Genomic DNA, 16310 nt, shown 5'->3' on the forward strand with positions numbered 1-16310 from the left:
CTGCGGCATCGGACCGTCCGCCGCCGAGCACACCAGGATCGCGCCGTCCATCTGCGCCGCACCCGTGATCATGTTCTTCACGTAGTCGGCGTGGCCCGGGCAGTCCACGTGCGCATAGTGACGGTTCGGCGATTCGTATTCCACGTGCGCCGTCGAGATCGTGATACCGCGCGCCTTTTCTTCCGGCGCCGCGTCGATCTGGTCGTACGCCTTGAATTCGCCACCGAACCGCTCCGCGCCGATCTTCGTCAGCGCAGCCGTCAGCGTCGTCTTGCCGTGGTCAACGTGACCGATCGTGCCCACGTTTACGTGCGGCTTGGTCCGTTCGAATTTACCCTTTGCCATGGTTCAAACCTCTGAAAGAACTGTGTTGTTTGGAGAAGAGGGCCTTATCAAGCCTTCTTCATGACCTGTTCGGCGATGTTGTTCGGTGCCGGTTCGTAGTGATCGAATTCCATCGTGAAGGTGGCTCGACCCTGCGTTTGCGAGCGAAGCGCCGTGGCATAACCGAACATCTCACCAAGCGGAATCATCGCGTTGATGGTCTTGCCCGACGGCGTGTCATCAGAACCTTGCAGTACACCACGACGACGGCTTACATCGCCCATGACGTCGCCGAGATAATCCTCAGGCGTCACGATCTCGACCTTCATGATCGGCTCGAGCAGGATCGGCCGCGACTGCTTCGCACCTTCCTTGAAGAGCTCACGGAACGCGCCATGCGCGGCGATCTTGAAGGCCATTTCCGACGAGTCGACGTCGTGGTAAGAACCGAACACCAGCTTGGCCTTCACGCCCACCACTGGGAAGCCAGCAAGCTGACCGCTGGTGATGGATTCGCGCAGGCCCTTTTCCACCGACGGGATGTATTCCTTCGGAATCACACCGCCCGTAATGTCATTGACGAACAGGAAGTCATTCTTCACGTCCGGGTCCTTGCGGTCAGCCTCGTCCATCGCAGAGAACTCGATGACCACGTGACCGTACTGACCCTTACCACCGGATTGCTTGGCGTGCTTGAAGTCCGCCTTGTAAGCGCCCTGAATCGTCTCGCGATAAGCCACCTGCGGCTTACCAACGTTTGCCTCCACGTTGAACTCGCGACGCATGCGGTCGACGAGGATATCCAAGTGCAGCTCGCCCATGCCGGCAATGATAGTCTGACCCGATTCTTCGTCCGTGCGTACGCGGAATGACGGATCTTCGGCAGCCAGACGGCCCAGCGCGATGCCCATCTTTTCCTGGTCGGACTTGGTCTTCGGCTCGACCGCCATCGAAATCACCGGCTCCGGGAACGTCATGCGTTCCAGGGTGATGATGTGATCCTGCGAACAAAGCGTGTCGCCGGTGGTGCAGTCTTTCAGGCCGACCGCTGCAGCGATATCGCCGGCGCGAACTTCCTTGATTTCCTGGCGCTCGTTTGCGTGCATCTGCAGGATACGGCCGATGCGCTCTTTCCGCGACTTCACCGGGTTGTACACGGCGTCGCCAGAATTCAGCGTACCTGAGTAGACGCGAAAGAACGTCAGCGAGCCGACGAACGGATCGGTCATGATCTTGAACGCGAGCGAGGAGAACGGTGCGTTGTCGTCAGCCGTGCGGCTGGCTTCATTATCGTTCTCGTCGACACCCTTGACCGGCGGACGATCGGCCGGCGACGGCAGCAACTGGATCACCGCGTCGAGCATGGCCTGCACGCCCTTGTTCTTGAAGGCCGTGCCACAGAACACAGGGATCAGCGTGTTCGCCAGCGTGCCGGCGCGCAGACCCTTGATGACGTCCTGCTCGGAGAGATCACCCTCTTCCAGGTACTTGTTCATGAGTTCTTCGGACGTTTCCGCGGCCGACTCCACCATGAAGTTGCGCGCCTTTTCGGCAGCGTCTTTGAGGTTGGCCGGAATGTCCTGGTATTCGAACTTCATGCCCTGGGATTCCATATCCCAGATGATCGCTTTCATCTTGATGAGGTCGATCACGCCTTCGAAGTTGTCTTCGGCACCGATCGGCACCTGCATCGGCACCGGGTGTGCACCCAGGCGCGACTTCAGCTGATCCACGACCTTGCTGAAGTTTGCACCCGTACGATCCATTTTGTTGACGAACGCAAGGCGAGGCACGTTGTACTTGTTGGCCTGACGCCACACCGTCTCGGACTGCGGCTGCACACCACCTACAGCACACAGCACGAACACCGCACCATCGAGCACGCGCAGCGACCGCTCCACCTCAATGGTGAAGTCCACGTGACCTGGTGTATCGATGATGTTGAAGCGATGTTCCGGCAGGGAGCGATCCATACCTTTCCAGAACGCCGTCGTTGCCGCCGACGTAATGGTAATCCCACGCTCCTGCTCCTGTTCCATCCAGTCCATGGTCGCGGCACCGTCGTGCACCTCGCCAATCTTATGACTGACGCCGGTGTAGAACAGGATGCGCTCCGTGGTGGTGGTCTTGCCGGCATCGATGTGGGCCATGATGCCGAAGTTTCGGTAGCGCTCAATGGGGGTGGTGCGTGCCACGATACTAACCTCGAATCCGTGCCGTAGTACTTACCAGCGGTAGTGCGAGAAAGCCTTGTTGGCCTCGGCCATGCGATGCGTTTCTTCACGCTTCTTGATGGCGCCGCCGCGGTTTTCCGATGCTTCCAGCAGTTCGGCAGCGAGCTTGCGCGGCATGGACGTTTCACCACGCTTGCGCGCAGCCTCGATCGCCCAGCGCATGGCAAGCGCCATCCGACGCCCCGGACGCACTTCGACTGGCACCTGGTAGGTGGCGCCACCGACGCGGCGGGATTTCACCTCGACCGCCGGAGCGATATTGCCGAGCGCCTTTTCAACGAGCTGCACTGCCTCAGCGTGCTTTTCACCAATGTGATCCAGCGCGCCATACACAATGGCTTCGGCGACGGACTTTTTGCCACTCTTCATCACCATGTTGATGAAACGGGCAATGAGCTGGCTGCCATGCTTGGGATCAGGCAGCACCAGACGGGCGGGATGGGAACCTTTACGCGACATAGTTACTGTCCTTCACTTAGCTCTTCGGACGCTTAGCGCCGTACTTCGAACGACTCTGGCGGCGTTTGGTAACGCCAGCGCAGTCGAGGCTGCCGCGAACGGTGTGGTAGCGAACACCCGGCAGATCCTTCACACGGCCGCCGCGAATGAGCACCACCGAGTGCTCCTGCAGGTTATGACCTTCGCCGCCGATGTAGCTGATGACCTCGTAACCGTTGGTCAGGCGCACCTTGGCGACTTTGCGCAGAGCCGAGTTCGGCTTCTTGGGGGTGGTGGTATAAACGCGCGTGCAGACGCCGCGGCGTTGCGGGCTGCTCTGCAGCGCCGGCGAAGGGCTCTTGTAGCTCTTCGGGCTGCGGGATTTGCGCACCAGCTGATTGACTGTCGTCATGCGAAGCTATTCCTGGGAAACATAAAGGCAGACCGAATAATCCGGTCTGCCAAGAAGCGGGAATTTAACATGGGCGCCTCACCTCAGGCAAGGAAACACCCGCCGTCCTAGACTCGAACACGAGGCGCACTCCATGCGCCTCTTTTCGTATGTCGGCGAATAAGCCTCGTGGGCTTACTCGATACCTGCATCAGTGCCTACCGGCGCCTCCGCGAAGGAGACCTGGGAGGAACCGGAAAGCGTTTCCAGTTCCGAGGCGGTCAACCCGCCCTGGCGATGACGCTGCGCGTGATACGCCAGACCCGTACCAGCCGGAATCAGACGCCCGACAATAACATTTTCCTTCAGGCCACGCAAGGTATCGCGCGTACCGCGGACCGCTGCCTCGGTGAGCACCCGGGTGGTTTCCTGGAACGAAGCCGCCGAAATGAACGACTCGGTGGCCAGCGAAGCCTTGGTGATACCCAGCAGTACCGATTGGAACTCGGCCGGACGCTCGTTGCGGGCCACCGCACGATCGTTTTCGGCGTTGATCCGCACGCGCTCGACCTGCTCACCACGCAGGTAGTGGCTTTCGCCTGTCTCGGTGATTTCGACCTTGCGCAACATCTGGCGAATGATCGTTTCGATGTGCTTGTCGTTGATCTTCACACCTTGGAGGCGATAGACGTCCTGGATTTCCTTGACCAGATACGCAGCAAGCTGCTCGACACCCAAGAGACGCAGGATGTCATGCGGATTGGGTTCGCCGTCCACGACGGTTTCGCCCTTCTCCACGTGCTCGCCTTCGAACACGATGACCTGACGCCACTTCGGAATCAGCTCTTCGTGCTCGTTGCCCTCGCTGTCCTTGATGATCAGGCGCTGCTTGCCCTTGGTGTCCTTGCCGAAGCTGACCACGCCCGAACGCTCGGCGAGGATCGCCGGTTCCTTCGGCTTGCGCGCTTCGAACAAGTCGGCCACGCGCGGCAGACCACCGGTGATGTCGCGGGTCTTGGAAGTTTCCTGCGGGATACGTGCAACCACGTCACCCACGCCCACTTCGGCGCCGTTCTGGATCGACACGATCGCGCCAGCCGGCAGGAAGTACTGCGCCGGCACGTCCGTACCTGGCAGTTTGAGCTCGCGCCCCTTACTGTCTTCCAGGCGCACGATCGGACGCAGATCCTTGGCCGCGGTACCGCGACGCTTCGGATCGGTCACCACCGCCGACTCCAGGCCGGTGAGTTCGTCGGTTTGGCTCTGCACGGTAACGCCATCGATGAAGTCGATGAAGCGCACCACACCGGCCACTTCCGACACGATCGGGTGAGTATGCGGGTCCCAGTTGGCGATGGTCTGGCCAGCCTTGACCGGAGCACCGTCCTTTACCGTGATGGTGGCGCCGTACGGCACCTTGTAGCGTTCGCGCTCGCGGCCGTTGGCATCGATCACCGACACTTCGCCCGAACGCGACACCGCTACCAGATGACCCTGTGCGTGCTGCACCGTCTTCAAGTTGTTGAACTTCACCGCGCCGGTGGTCTTCACCGAAACGTTGTCGACCGCAGCAGCACGCGACGCCGCACCACCGATGTGGAACGTACGCATGGTCAGCTGCGTGCCTGGCTCACCGATCGACTGCGCAGCCACCACACCCACGGCCTCACCCATGTTCACCAGGTGACCGCGTGCGAGATCGCGTCCGTAGCACAGCGCGCAAACACCATGATTGGCTTCGCAGGTGATGGACGAACGCACCGTGATGGACTGCACGCCAGCCTTGTCGAGCTTTTCGACCAGCGCTTCGTCCAGCATTGTGTCGCGGGTGACGATCGGTTCATCACCTTCACCCGGACCATACACATCTTCGGCCACCACGCGGCCGAGCACACGCTCGCGCAGCGGTTCAACCACGTCGCCGCCTTCTACGATCGGCTGCATGATCAGACCTTCCTCGGTACCGCAATCGGTTGAGGTGATGACCACGTCCTGCGCCACGTCGACGAGACGACGGGTGAGGTAACCGGAGTTCGCCGTCTTCAACGCCGTGTCGGCAAGACCCTTACGAGCACCGTGCGTCGAGTTGAAGTACTGCAGAACGTTCAGGCCTTCACGGAAGTTCGCCTTGATCGGCGTCTCGATGATCGAGCCGTCCGGACGCGCCATCAAACCGCGCATACCAGCAAGCTGACGAATCTGAGCCACCGAACCACGCGCGCCGGAGTCGGCCATGATGTACAGCGAGTTCATGGACTTCTGATTGACCGTGTTGCCCTCGGCATCAGTCACCTTCTCGGTACCGATACCGTCGATCATCGCCTTGGCGACCAGTTCGTTGGTGCGGGACCAGATGTCGACCACCTTGTTATAGCGCTCGCCGGCGGTTACCAGACCTGACTGGTACTGCTCCTGGATCTCGACCACTTCCTTCTCGGCTTCTTCCAGGATCGGCCTCTTCTCGGCCGGGATGATCATGTCGTCGATGCCGATGGAGATACCGGCGCGCGTCGCGAAACGGAAGCCGGTGTACATCAGCTGGTCGGCGAAGATCACCGTGTCCTTGAGCCCCAGGCGGCGATAGCACGCATTGATCAGGCGCGAAATGTTCTTCTTGGTGAGCTCCGTGTTGGCCAGCTCAAACGGCAGACCTTCGGGCATGATTTCGGCCAGCAGCGCACGACCCACGGTGGTTTCCATCAGCGAGATGCTGCTGGTGCGTTCGCCGCTATCGTGTACGTGCACCTGCTTCAGACGCACCTTGATCTTGGCGTGCAGTTCGATCACGCGGTTGTCGTAGGCACGACGCACTTCGGTGATGCTGGAGAACACCATGCCAGTGCCCTCCGCATTCACCAGTTCGCGCGTCATGTAGTACAGGCCCAGCACCACGTCCTGCGTCGGCACGATGATCGGCTCACCGTTCGCCGGCGACAGGATATTGTTGGTCGACATCATCAGCGCGCGCGCTTCGAGCTGCGCTTCGATCGACAGCGGCACGTGCACGGCCATCTGGTCACCGTCGAAGTCCGCGTTGAAGGCGGTACAGACGAGCGGATGCAGTTGGATGGCCTTGCCTTCGATCAGCTTCGGCTCGAACGCCTGGATGCCCAGACGGTGCAGCGTCGGCGCACGGTTGAGCAACACCGGATGTTCGCGGATCACCTCTTCGAGGATATCCCACACCATCGGCTCTTCGCGCTCGACCAACTTCTTGGCGGCCTTGATGGTGGTAGCTTCGCCGCGTGCCTGCAGCTTGGCGAAGATGAAGGGCTTGAACAGCTCAAGCGCCATCTTCTTGGGCAGGCCGCACTGATGCAGACGCAGCGTCGGGCCGACCACGATCACCGAACGACCGGAGTAGTCCACGCGCTTGCCGAGCAGGTTCTGACGGAAGCGACCCTGCTTGCCCTTGATCATGTCGGCGAGCGACTTCAGCGCACGCTTGTTGGTGCCGGTGATGGCACGACCACGACGGCCGTTGTCCATCAGCGCGTCGACCGACTCCTGCAACATGCGCTTCTCGTTGCGCACGATGATGTCGGGCGCATTGAGTTCGAGCAGACGCTTCAGGCGGTTGTTGCGGTTGATGACGCGGCGGTACAGATCATTGAGATCGGAGGTCGCGAAACGGCCACCATCGAGCGGCACCAACGGACGCAGGTCCGGCGGCAGCACGGGCAGCACGGTCATCACCATCCACTCCGGACGATTGCCCGATTCGAGGAAGGCTTCGATCAGCTTGACGCGCTTGGTGAGGCGCTTGAGCTTGGTTTCTGAATTGGTGGAAGCGATCTCTTCCTTCAGGCGAATCACTTCGCCCGGAAGATCCAGCGACTTCAGCAATTCGAACACGGCCTCGGCACCCATGCGGGCGTCGAACTCGTCACCGTGTTCTTCGACAGCTTCGAGGTACTGGTCTTCGCTGAGCAGTTGGCCGCGCTCGAGCGCCGTCAAACCTGGATCGATCACCACGAAGGCTTCGAAATACAGGATGCGTTCGATGTCACGCAGCGTCATGTCCAGCATCAAACCGATGCGCGACGGCAGCGACTTGAGGAACCAGATGTGCGCGACCGGGCTGGCCAGTTCGATGTGGCCCATGCGCTCGCGACGCACCTTGGCAAGCGTCACTTCGGTGCCGCACTTTTCGCAGACCACGCCGCGGTGCTTCATGCGCTTGTACTTGCCGCACAGGCACTCATAGTCCTTCACCGGTCCGAAGATGGCGGCGCAGAACAGGCCGTCACGCTCCGGCTTGAAGGTGCGGTAGTTGATCGTTTCCGGCTTTTTCACTTCGCCGTACGACCACGAACGGATCAGCTCCGGCGATGCCAGTGCGATCTTGATCGAGTCGAACTCAGGCGTCGTGCGCTGCTGATTGAATAGATTGAGCAAATCTTTCATTGCATAAGCTCCTGTAACCCGCGGGTTACTTGATCTCTTCCAGGTCGATGTCGATGCAGAGCGAACGGATTTCCTTCACGAGCACGTTGAAGGATTCCGGCATGCCCGCCGCCATCTCGTGGTTGCCGTCGACGATGTTCTTGTACATCTGGTTGCGGCCCTGCACGTCGTCGGACTTCACCGTGAGCATTTCCTGCAGGGTGTAAGCCGCGCCGTAGGCCTCAAGCGCCCAGACTTCCATTTCGCCGAAACGTTGACCGCCGAACTGCGCCTTGCCGCCCAGCGGCTGCTGGGTGACGAGCGAGTACGGACCGGTCGAACGGGCATGCATCTTGTCGTCGACCAAGTGGTTGAGTTTGAGGTAATGCATGTAGCCGACGGTGACCGGGCGATCGAACGCCTCGCCGGTGCGGCCGTCGTACAGCATGGTCTGGCCCGATTCGGGCAGATCCGCCAACGTCAGCATTGCCTTGATCTCTTGTTCCTCGGCACCGTCGAACACCGGCGTTGCCATCGGCACACCTTCCTGAAGGTTGTTCGCCAGCGTGAGGATTTCCTCATCGGTGAGCGACTTCAGGTCGACGTGCTGCACGGCGCCAGCGACATGGTGGTTGTAGATCTGATCGAGGAACTCGCGGATCTTCGCCACCTTCTCCTGCGCTTCAATCATCTTCTGGATCTTCTTGCCCAGGCCCTTTGCGGCCCAGCCCAAGTGCACTTCCAGAATCTGACCGATGTTCATACGCGAAGGCACGCCCAGCGGGTTCAGGCAGATGTCGATCGACGTACCGTCAGCCATGTATGGCATGTCTTCCACCGGCACCACGTTGGACACCACGCCCTTGTTACCGTGACGGCCGGCCATCTTGTCGCCTGGCTGGATGCGGCGCTTAACGGCCAGGAACACCTTGACCATCTTGAGCACACCCGGTGCGAGGTCGTCGCCCTGGGTGATCTTCGCCTGCTTTTCCTTGAAGCGCTTGTCGAACTCTTCCTTGTGGCGCTTGACCTGCTCGGACGCGCGCTCGAGGAATTCGACCGTGGCCTCATCCTTCGGATTGACCTTGAACCAGTCGTCCTTCTTCAGGCCATCGAGGTACTCGTTGGTGATCTCCGCACCGCGCTTGAGGCCCGCCGGGCCGCTATTGGCGACCTTACCGACGAGCTGCACGCGCATACGGTTGTAGATCGCGCCTTCGAGGATGCGGAACTGGTCGTCGAAGTCCTTGCGGATTCGCTTGATTTCCATTTCCTCGATCTGGCGTGCGCGCTTGTCCTTCTCGATACCGTCGCGCGTAAACACCTGCACGTCGATCACGGTGCCGTCCATGCCCGGAGGCACGCGCAGCGAGCTGTCCTTAACGTCGGATGCCTTCTCGCCGAAAATCGCGCGGAGCAATTTTTCTTCCGGCGTGAGCTGGCTTTCACCCTTCGGCGTGACCTTGCCGACCATGATGTCGCCCGCCTTCACTTCCGCACCGATGTACACGATGCCGGATTCGTCCAGACGCGCCAGCGCCTGTTCGCCCACGTTCGGGATGTCGGCGGTGATTTCCTCGGCACCCAGCTTCGTGTCACGCGCGATGCACGACAGCTCCTCGATGTGGATCGAGGTGTAGCGGTCTTCTTGCACGACGCGCTCGGAGAGCAGGATCGAGTCTTCGAAGTTATAGCCGTTCCACGGCATGAAGGCGATCAGCATGTTCTGGCCGAGCGCGAGCTCGCCCAGGTCGGTCGACGAACCGTCGGCCAGCGTGTCGCCCTTGGCCACCACGTCACCGACGTTCACCAGCGGACGCTGATTGAGGTTGGTGTTCTGGTTGGAGCGGGTGTACTTGGTCAGCGTATAGATATCGACGCCGGCGTCGTTGTCACCCACTTCGGTCTCATTCACGCGCACCACGATACGGGCTGCATCGACCTGGTCGATCACACCGCCGCGCTTGGCCGTCGTGATAACACCCGAGTCGCGCGCTACGGCGCGTTCGATGCCGGTACCTACCAGCGGGGTCTGCGACCGCAGTGTCGGCACGGCCTGACGCTGCATGTTCGCGCCCATCAGCGCGCGGTTGGCGTCGTCGTGCTCAAGGAACGGAACGAGCGCCGCCGCGACCGACACGGTCTGCATGGGCGAGACGTCCATGTAGTTGATCTCGGACGACGGACGCAGCTCGGATTCACCGCGGAAACGGCATGACACGAAATCTTCGACGAAGCCACCGTCCTTGCTGAGTGGCGAGTTCGCCTGCGCGATCACGTGGTCGCCTTCCTCGATCGCCGACAGGTAATCCACCTGATTGGTGACCTTGCCGTCTACGACCTTGCGGTACGGCGTCTCAAGGAAGCCGTACTGGTTGGTGCGCGCATACACGGCGAGCGAGTTGATCAGGCCGATGTTCGGACCTTCCGGCGTTTCGATGGTGCAGACGCGGCCGTAGTGAGTCGGATGCACGTCGCGCACTTCGAAGCCGGCGCGTTCGCGCGTAAGACCGCCTGGACCCAGTGCAGACACGCGACGCTTGTGCGTCACTTCCGACAGCGGGTTGTTCTGATCCATGAACTGCGAAAGCTGCGAGGAGCCGAAGAATTCCTTCACCGCCGCCGCAACCGGCTTGGCGTTGATCAGATCCTGCGGCGTCAGGCCATCGGCCTCGGCCAGCGACAGACGCTCGCGCACGGCACGCTCCACGCGCACCAGGCCGATGCGGAAAGTGTTTTCCGCCATTTCGCCAACCGAACGTACGCGACGGTTGCCCAGGTGATCGATATCGTCCACGGTGCCATGACCGTTCTTGATGTCGATCAATACCTTCAGCACGTCGAGGATATCGGACGTGTCACCTTGCGACGCAACCAAGGCCTGCGCGTCTTCGCTCTTGAGCTCGCCGAAGTACTTCTGGTCGTACAGCACGCCGGGGCCCAGGATGTCCTTGCGGCCGACGCGACGGTTGAACTTCATGCGGCCCACGGCCGACAGGTCGTAGCGATCGAAGGTGAAAAACAGATTGAAGAACAGGTTCTGCGCCGCTTCCTTGGTCGGCGGCTCGCCCGGGCGCATCATGCGGTAGATTTCCACCAGCGCTTCGAGCTGCGTCTTGGTGCTGTCGATGCGCAAGGTATGCGAGATGTACGCGCCGCGGTCGAGATCGTTCACGTACAGCGTGGGCAGCGTTTCGATGCCGGCCTTGCGGAAGTTCTCGAGCTGTTCGGCGGAGATTTCATCATTCGCCGAAGCCAGCAGTTCGCCGGTCTTCGGATCGACGATGTCAATGGCGAGAATACGGCCGACCGGATAATCATCTGGCACTTCCAGCGCCGTGATGTTCTCGGCAGCGAGCTGGCGCACGTGACGCGCAGTGATGCGCTTGCCGGCTTCCACCAGCACCTTGTCGCCGATCATCAGATCGAAGCTCAGCGTTTCACCGCGCAGACGCTCGGCGACGAGCTCCAGCGTGGTGCCGCCCTTCTTGCCGAGATGGAATACGTTGTGTTCGAAGAAGATGGACAGCATCTCTTCGTTGCTGTAGCCGAGCGCGCGCAGCAGCACGGTCACCGGCAACTTACGGCGACGGTCGATGCGGGTGAACAGGGCATCCTTCGGATCGAATTCGAAATCCAGCCACGAGCCGCGATAAGGAATCACGCGCGCGGAGAACAGCAATTTGCCCGAGCTATGCGTCTTGCCGCGGTCGTGGTCGAAGAACACGCCCGGCGAACGGTGGAGCTGCGAGACGATCACGCGCTCCGTGCCGTTGATGATGAAGGTGCCGGTGTCGGTCATGAGCGGAATTTCGCCCATGTAGACTTCCTGCTCCTTCACGTATTTGACGGCCTTCTTCGAGGCCGGACTATCCTTGTCATAGATCACCAGACGCACGGTGACGCGCAACGGCGCACCGAAGGTCATGCCGCGGTTGCGACATTCACGTTCGTCGAACGGTGGTTCACCGAGGCGGTAATCGACGTATTCAAGGGCCGCGTTGCCCGAATAGCTGACAATCGGGAACACGGACTTCAAGGCGGCGTGCAGACCTTTGTCTTCGCGCTGCTTGGGAGCAACTTCCTCCTGCAGGAATTCACGGTAGGAATCGGTCTGGATCGTCAGCAGGTTGGGTACGCCCAATACGGGCGGACGCTTGCCGAAATCCTTGCGGATACGCTTCTTCTCGGTAAACGAGTAGGTCATGGTCGGTGACGCCTCGGTTCGCTGTGACGCCGGTGGTGCACGCACCGGCTAAATTGGGAAAACTTGGATCTGGGGGATCGTGAATAAAGACTCTTCAAGTAACAAAGTCCTATTCGCGATGCCCTACATCCAAAGCATCCTTGCCTGGTTATGGAAAGCGCTCCTGCCCTTTCCGATTCGCCAAGTCAAAAAACCTGGCTCCGACGAATCGGGCACCTGAGGGCACCTGATTCGCGATGAGCCATCCTTAGCTCGCAGATAGCTGCCACGCAGACATCTGAAGCGGGCAAAGCCCGGGGACTTACGCCCCCAGGCTTGCGTAACGCTGGATCAAACTGACGGCGCGCAAGAGCGCCAATTACTTCAGTTCGACCTTGGCGCCGGCGGCTTCGAGGTCCTTCTTGAACTTCTCGGCGTCGTCCTTCGACACGGCTTCCTTCAGCACGCCACCGGACTCGGTGAGGTCCTTGGCTTCCTTCAGGCCCAGGCCGGTGATTGCGCGGACAGCCTTGATCACGTCGACCTTCTTTTCGCCGGCGTTCACGAGAACGACGTCAAATTCGGTCTTCTCTTCGACGGCCGGAGCAGCAGCGCCACCACCACCAGCCATGACGACCGGAGCGGCAGCAGAAACGCCAAACTTCTCTTCGATGGCCTTCACCAGCTCCATCACTTCCATCAGCGACTTGGCGGCTACGGCTTCAACGATCTGTTCGTTGGAAAGGGACATTGTTGATTTCCTCTGGAAATTAAATTCGATTGAATCGCGTCGAACTTAGGCGGACGCGGCTTCGGCCGGCACTTCGCCGCCACCTTGCTTGTCGGCCACGGCCTTGACGGCGCGCGCAAACATCGCAGCGGGTTCGGCGAGCACACGGGCCAGCATGGCGAGGGCCTCTTCACGGGTCGGCAGCGAGGCCAGCACATCGACGTGCGCAGCCGGCAGCAGCTTGCCTTCCACCGAGACGACCTTTGCCTTCAGCTTGTCGTTGCTCTTGGCAAATTCCTTGATCAGGCGACCGGCAGCGCCGGGCTCCTCTGTCGAGAATGCGTACAGCAGCGGACCGGTCAGGGCGTCTTTGACGACCTCGAACTCGGTACCGACCACAGCGCGCGAAGCGAGCGTGTTCTTGACAACTTTCAAGAAAACACCGGATTCGCGAGCCTTCTTGCGCATCGCGGTCATTTGTTCGACCGTGGTGCCCGCATACTCGGCAGCGACCAAGGAGTGAGCCTTCGAGGCCACAGCGGCCAGTTCGGCGACTACTTCTTGCTTCTGAGAGAGATTCAGAGCCATATCACTCCTCCACATTGACATCCGCTTGCGGCTCCTGCCGCTGGCGGTCCTGAGCGACGCCGTCCGTGACGTCGGGGACTCACGTCCCGGGTGGTGGCCTTTCCAGATGAAACTTAGATTCCAGAAGGGGCAGCACCATCTACGCAGGCTGGTAAACCGGATTAAGCGATCCAAGTAAGCGGTGACGGCGTTTCCTTTGCCGATAACGAGCTCCCTGCCCGTCGTCACCGCGCGAAGATCGCGCCTGCGGTCTTTGACGGCGGCTCCGGCGTTCACCGGGGCTACCCTCAAAAACTGCCTGCGCGACGCATGCGTGCGCGCAGGACTTGAACTTCTTTTACTTGGCCGAGGCCGCGACCAGAGTCGAGGTATCGACCGGCACGCCCACGCCCATCGTGCTGGACAGCGCAACCTTCTGCAGGTACTGGCCCTTGGCAGTGGCCGGCTTGGCCTTCATCAGATCGGCGATCAGTGCGTTCAGATTGTCGGCGAGCTGCGCAGCTTCGAAGTTGGCCTTGCCGATGGTGGCGTGAATGATGCCCGCCTTGTCATTGCGGAACTTCACCTGGCCAGCCTTGGCATTCTTGACGGCTGTGACGACGTCAGCGGTAACCGAGCCATCCTTCGGGTTCGGCATCAGGCCGCGCGGGCCGAGCAGCTGACCCAGCTTACCGACGACGCGCATCGCGTCCGGCGTAGCGATCACGCGACCGAAATCGAGATCGCCGGCCTGCATGCGCTCGGCCAGGTCGTCCATGCCTACGGCATCGGCACCGGCCGCCTTGGCGGCTTCGGCCTTCTCACCGGCCGGGCAGAACACGGCGACCTTGATGGTCTTGCCGGTGCCGTGCGGCAGCAGCGAGGAGCCGCGCACGCCCTGGTCGGACTTCTTGGCATCGATGCCGAGACGCACGGCCACGTCCACCGATTCAGCGAACTTCGCCTTGGCGTTGTTCTTGATGATCTTGAGGGCATCATCCAGGCCATAAACCTTGCCCGGCTGCACTGCGGCCTGGGCCGTCTTCATACGCTTCGTGAGCTTTGCCATGTCTTAACCCTCCACCACCAGGCCCATGCTGCGCGCGCTACCAGCGATGGTGCGCACGGCGGCATCCAGATCAGCAGCCGTGAGATCCGGCTCCTTCTGCTTGGCAACGTCTTCCAACTGCTTGCGGGTGATCTTGCCGACCTTATCGGTATTGGGCTTGGACGAACCCTTGGCGACACCGGTGACCTTCTTGATCAACACGGAGGCCGGCGGGGTCTTGGTGATAAAGGTGAAAGTGCGGTCCGAATAGGCCGTGATGATCACCGGGATCGGCAGACCCGGCTCCATCTTCTGCGTAGCGGCGTTGAACGCCTTGCAGAATTCCATAATGTTCAAGCCGCGCTGACCGAGGGCCGGGCCCACGGGCGGCGACGGGTTGGCCTGACCGGCCTTGACCTGCAGCTTGATATAACCGACGACTTTCTTTGCCATTGAGGTTTCCTCGCGAGTTCAAGCGCCTTGCGGCTCCTCGCTGCGTACAGTCCCTGGTGGGAGGGGAAGCCGCGATCCTGCGGATTCCAGAAATACGGACACGCCGAGTCGAAAGACCCCGGCGTGAACCGCGTAGTTTAGAGATGAGAGGGGCTTTAAGCAAGCCCCGTGCCGAGACGGCCGATCAGGCCTTCTCGACCTGCCCGAATTCGAGTTCTACGGGGGTGGAGCGACCGAAAATCAGCACCGCCACGCGCAGGCGGCTCTTTTCGTAATTGACTTCTTCGACCACGCCGTTGAAATCGTTGAACGGGCCATCAATGACGCGCACCATCTCGCCCGGCTCGAACAACACCTTGGGCTTGGGCTTGTCCACACCCTCACGGACGCGACTCAGAATGGTCTCCGCTTCGCTATCGCGAATCGGCATGGGGCGATCGGCCGTTCCGCCGATGAAGCCCATCACCTTGGGTGTTTCCTTCACAAGATGCCAGCATTCATCGTCAATGCGAGGCGCCTTGCCTTCGGTGTCGGTTTCGATCTGCACCAGCACGTAGCCGGGGAAGAATTTACGCTCACTGCGACGCTTCTGGCCGCTGCGCATCTCCACCACTTCTTCGGTGGGCACCAGCACTTCACCGAACCTCTCTTCCATCCCGGCGCGATGAATGCGCTCGACCAGGGACTTCTTCACCTGGTTCTCGAATCCGGAATAAGCATGGACGACATACCAACGTTTGCTCATTGCGGCGCTCCTTACGAGCCAAGCTTCAGAAGCCAGTCGAGCACGACCGACTTGAGGATCAGGTCAATCAGCCCAAGCAGCAAGGACAGTACGATGACCACGAGGATGATGACACCGGTGGTCTTGATGGTCTCGTCGCGCGTTGGCCAGACCACCTTGCGCATTTCGAACTGCGATTCGGCCATAAAATGGCGCGCCCGGCGACCCGGCCCCGTGAAGGCGGCAATCGCCAGGGAAACAACCACCGCAACAATAACGGTGATCAGACGCAGCGGCGAAGCAGCACCGATGTTGCCGAGGTAGGTATAGCCAACGATACCAGCCGCCAGTACCAGCACGGCCAGGGCCAGCTTGCCGATGTCGGCGCCGCTTGTGGCTTTGGACTGTTCAGCCTTGGTATTCATGCGCGTCATGCGAATACTTCGAACGCCGGCCAAGCGGCCATTGCGATGCATTCGCCATCATTTCCTGTAAGAAGAAGATGGCACGCCAGGAGGGACTCGAACCCCCAACCTGCGGTTTTGGAGACCGCTGCTCTGCCAATTGAGCTACTGGCGTACGTTGATAACCCAAAAGTGAAGTCGCTCGCTTTGCCTGCCGTATCCGCCTGGGTTTGGCACCTCCAAACCTGACGTCACGGCCCGCAACGCGGGCGACTTCCCATTTTACCGCTTACTTGACGATCTTGGCGACGACGCCCGCACCCACCGTGCGGCCACCTTCGCGGATCGCGAAACGCAGCCCTTCGGTCATGGCGATCGGCGCAATCAGCGTCACCGTCATCTTGATGTTGTCGCCCGGCATCACC

The 16310-nt window shown here is 60.6% G+C and carries 13 protein-coding genes and 1 tRNA gene; all 14 read right to left on the minus strand.

The window, feature by feature from the left end; translation table 11 throughout:
- Positions 1 to 345 (minus strand): GTP-binding protein (locus DWU98_RS21220; RefSeq protein ID WP_196239484.1); only part of this gene is annotated, 345 nt, incomplete at its 3' end.
- Positions 346 to 392: 47 nt separating this feature from the next.
- Positions 393 to 2519, minus strand: coding sequence for an elongation factor G (fusA, locus tag DWU98_RS21225; RefSeq protein WP_115497588.1), 2127 nt, complete (start codon positions 2517 to 2519; stop codon positions 393 to 395).
- A gap of 30 nt (positions 2520 to 2549) precedes the next feature.
- Positions 2550 to 3017, minus strand: coding sequence for a 30S ribosomal protein S7 (gene rpsG, locus DWU98_RS21230; RefSeq protein WP_115497589.1), 468 nt, complete (start codon positions 3015 to 3017; stop codon positions 2550 to 2552).
- A gap of 16 nt (positions 3018 to 3033) precedes the next feature.
- The gene (gene rpsL, locus DWU98_RS21235) at positions 3034 to 3408 is read right to left on the minus strand and encodes a 30S ribosomal protein S12 (protein ID WP_115497590.1); all 375 of its coding nucleotides are present in this window, start codon (positions 3406 to 3408) and stop codon (positions 3034 to 3036) included.
- A gap of 174 nt (positions 3409 to 3582) precedes the next feature.
- Positions 3583 to 7794, minus strand: a complete 4212-nt coding sequence (gene rpoC / locus DWU98_RS21240; RefSeq protein ID WP_115497591.1) for a DNA-directed RNA polymerase subunit beta' — start codon at positions 7792 to 7794, stop codon at positions 3583 to 3585.
- A 25-nt stretch (positions 7795 to 7819) separates the two neighbouring features.
- Complete coding sequence (rpoB, locus tag DWU98_RS21245) at positions 7820 to 11980, minus strand: DNA-directed RNA polymerase subunit beta (protein WP_115497592.1); 4161 nt, start codon at positions 11978 to 11980, stop codon at positions 7820 to 7822.
- Positions 11981 to 12338: 358 nt separating this feature from the next.
- Positions 12339 to 12710 carry a 50S ribosomal protein L7/L12 gene (gene rplL, locus DWU98_RS21250; RefSeq protein ID WP_115497593.1) on the minus strand — a complete coding sequence of 124 codons (372 nt, stop codon included), beginning with the start codon at positions 12708 to 12710 and terminating at the stop codon, positions 12339 to 12341.
- 45 nt (positions 12711 to 12755) lie between these two features.
- On the minus strand, positions 12756 to 13277 hold the full coding sequence (gene rplJ, locus DWU98_RS21255) for a 50S ribosomal protein L10 (RefSeq protein ID WP_115497594.1): 522 nt from the start codon (positions 13275 to 13277) through the stop codon (positions 12756 to 12758).
- 337 nt (positions 13278 to 13614) lie between these two features.
- A complete protein-coding gene (gene rplA / locus DWU98_RS21260; protein ID WP_115497595.1) occupies positions 13615 to 14325 on the minus strand; it encodes a 50S ribosomal protein L1 in 711 nt (236 codons plus the stop codon).
- 3 nt (positions 14326 to 14328) lie between these two features.
- Positions 14329 to 14757 carry a 50S ribosomal protein L11 gene (gene rplK, locus DWU98_RS21265; RefSeq protein WP_115497596.1) on the minus strand — a complete coding sequence of 143 codons (429 nt, stop codon included), beginning with the start codon at positions 14755 to 14757 and terminating at the stop codon, positions 14329 to 14331.
- Positions 14758 to 14941: 184 nt separating this feature from the next.
- A complete protein-coding gene (gene nusG / locus DWU98_RS21270) occupies positions 14942 to 15502 on the minus strand; it encodes a transcription termination/antitermination protein NusG (protein WP_115497597.1) in 561 nt (186 codons plus the stop codon).
- Between the two features lie 11 nt (positions 15503 to 15513).
- Positions 15514 to 15906: a preprotein translocase subunit SecE gene (secE, locus tag DWU98_RS21275; protein WP_115497598.1), complete on the minus strand. Its 393-nt coding sequence runs from the start codon at positions 15904 to 15906 to the stop codon at positions 15514 to 15516.
- A 78-nt stretch (positions 15907 to 15984) separates the two neighbouring features.
- A tRNA-Trp gene (locus tag DWU98_RS21280) sits at positions 15985 to 16060 on the minus strand.
- 114 nt (positions 16061 to 16174) lie between these two features.
- The coding region (locus tag DWU98_RS21285) for an EF-Tu C-terminal domain-related protein (protein WP_484488896.1) at positions 16175 to 16310 on the minus strand (136 nt) is incomplete at its 5' end.

The organism is Dyella monticola (genome assembly GCF_003363155.1).
Classification (GTDB): domain Bacteria; phylum Pseudomonadota; class Gammaproteobacteria; order Xanthomonadales; family Rhodanobacteraceae; genus Dyella_B; species Dyella_B monticola.